Origin of the sequence: Streptomyces pseudogriseolus, from assembly GCA_002154585.1 — a bacterium.
Lineage (GTDB): Bacteria > Actinomycetota > Actinomycetes > Streptomycetales > Streptomycetaceae > Streptomyces > Streptomyces pseudogriseolus.
The window spans coordinates 1-2,260 of record MUNG01000458.1 but is presented as its reverse complement, the minus strand read 5'-3'; the positions used below and the strand labels follow the sequence as shown (position 1 = coordinate 2,260).

Genomic DNA, 2,260 nt, shown 5'->3' with positions numbered 1-2,260 from the left:
GACGTCACCGACGAGCCGCGGTGCCCGTGCACCCGCGGGTCGTCGGTGACGTCGTACCGCCTCACGTACGCGCCGAGGAACGCCTGGAGCGTGGCGACGGCGGGGATGGCGACCAGGGCGCCGACCGCGCCGAGCAGGGCGGTGCCCGCGATGACCGAGCCGAAGGCGACCGCCGGGTGGATGTCGACGGTCCGGGCGGTCAGCTTGGGCTGGAGCACGTAGTTCTCGAACTGCTGGTAGACCACCACGAACACCAGCACCCACACCGCGTACCAGGGCCCCACCGTGAAGGCGATCAGCATGGGCAGCGCGCCCGCCAGGTACGTGCCGATGGTGGGGATGAACTGCGACACCAGCCCCACCCACACGGCCAGCACGGGGGCATACGGGACGTCGAGGAACTCGAGCAGGACGTAGTGCGCGAGGCCCGAGACGAGGGCCATGAGGCCGCGCGAGTAGATGTAGCCGCCCGTCTTGTTCACGGCGATCTCCCAGGCGCGCAGCACCTCGGACTGCCGGGCCGGCGGCAGCACGGAGCAGATGGTGCGGCGCAGCCGCGGCCCGTCGGCGGCGAAGTAGAACGAGAACAGGCCGATGGTCAGCAGGCGGAACAGCCCGCCCAGCACCTGGGCGGACACGTCCAGCACGCCGGTGGCGCTGTTCTGGACGTAGGTGCGCAGCCAGTCGGACCGCAGCAGGTTCTCCTGGATGTCGACGCGCCGCAGTTCGGTGTGGAAGTGGACGTTGATCCAGTTGATCAGCGAGTCGAGGTACTGCGGGAAGTCCTCGACGATCTTGATGATCTGCTCCGCGAGCACCGAGCCGAGCAGCGTGACGAACCCCGCCCCCACGACCAGGACGCTCACGAAGACGAGGAACGTGCCGAGTCCCCGCCGCACCCCGCGCGCGGCCATCCAGCTCACCGCGGGTTCCACGGCGAGCGCCAGGAAGAACGCGATCAGCACGTTGATCAGCAGCCCGGTGAGCTGGTGGAAGGCCCAGCTGCCGAGCTGGAAGACGGCGATCAGCGCGAGCGCGAGCACCATCGCGCGCGGCAGCCATCGCGGCATCCGCGCACTGGCCCGGGGCACGGGATCCACCGGCGGGCCGGCGGGCGGGGGCGTGCCGGGCACGGTCGTGTTCTGGCCCGCGGGCCCGGTCTCGTCGGTGGCTGCCACGGCCCAAGTTTCACCCACGGCCACGACACCTGTCCGCCCCCGTGGGTGTCATGTGACGATCAGCGCAGTTCCCGGGGGACGTCCATGACGGAGCACACCACCTGCCAGACGTCCTTGGCGTCCCAGCCGGCCGCCAGCGCCTCGTGGACGGTCCGTCCGCCGAGTTCGGACATGACATGGTCGCGCGCGAAGGTGTCGGCGTAGCCCGCGCCGAAGTACTCCGTCATGCGCTCCCAGAAAACCGTCAACCGCATGCCCCCAGTATCCCGCCTGCGGGGGTGGCGCCGTGCCACGGGCCCTGCGGGGCTCCGCCGTGCCCCTACGGTCGGTGCCATGGCCGACACCGCAGCCGTACCGCTCACCCCTGTGTCCCCTCCGCACGGCCCGCTCGCGCGCGCGGAGCACTTCGTGTGGCGCACCGCGCGCGTGCTGGAGCAGCGCCTGTTCGCCCATCACTTCCGCGACGGCGCCGCGGGCCCGGTGGAGACCGCCCTGGAGGCGTACCGGAACGACGACGGCGGCTACGGCCACGCCCTGGAGCCCGCCCTGCGCGGACCGGCCAGCCACCCCGCGCACACCGCACGCGCGCTGCACGTGCTGGACGCCGTGGGGCGCTGCGACGCGCGCCGGGCGGAGGACGTGTGCCGGTATCTGACGTCCGTCTCGACGGCGGAGGGCGCGCTTCCCGCCGTGCTCACCGCCCTGCGTCCGGCCGGGAGCGGTGCGGGGGCGGCCCGGCTGCCCGGCGCGCTGTCGGCCACCGCGCCGATGACCGGGCTGCTGCACCGCAACGAGGTGTGGCACCCGTGGCTGTTCCGCGCGACCGACTTCTGCCGACGGGCCGTGGAGTCGTTGGAGGCGGCACGCCCCGAGGACGTGGAGGCCGCCGTGATCTTCCTGGACCACGCGCCGGACCGCGCCCGCGCGGAGGCGGCCGCCGAGCGGCTGGGCCGTCTGGTGCGCAGGGAGGGGTTGGTGGTGCTGGACCCGGACGGCCCGGGCGCACGACCGGCCGCACCACCGGCCGCATCCGAAGCACAGCCGAGCGCCCCCGCTGACGCCCCCGGTCACACCCCCGGCGC

General features: G+C 73.1%; 3 protein-coding genes. 1 reads left to right on the top strand and 2 read right to left on the bottom strand.

All coding sequences use genetic code 11. The features are described 5' to 3' along the window. Positions 1-1,178, bottom strand: a 1,178-nt coding sequence (locus CCN29_RS30885) for an AI-2E family transporter (RefSeq protein ID WP_442538579.1), incomplete at its 3' end; no start/stop codon positions are given. Between the two features lie 59 nt (positions 1,179-1,237). Then, positions 1,238-1,432: a DUF3046 domain-containing protein gene (locus CCN29_RS30880; protein ID WP_006130038.1), complete on the bottom strand. Its 195-nt coding sequence runs from the start codon at positions 1,430-1,432 to the stop codon at positions 1,238-1,240. A 79-nt stretch (positions 1,433-1,511) separates the two neighbouring features. On the opposite strand from CCN29_RS30880, the gene CCN29_RS30875 reads away from it, so the two are divergent. Continuing rightward, on the top strand, positions 1,512-2,260 hold a 749-nt coding region (locus CCN29_RS30875), incomplete at its 3' end, for a hypothetical protein (RefSeq protein ID WP_442538578.1).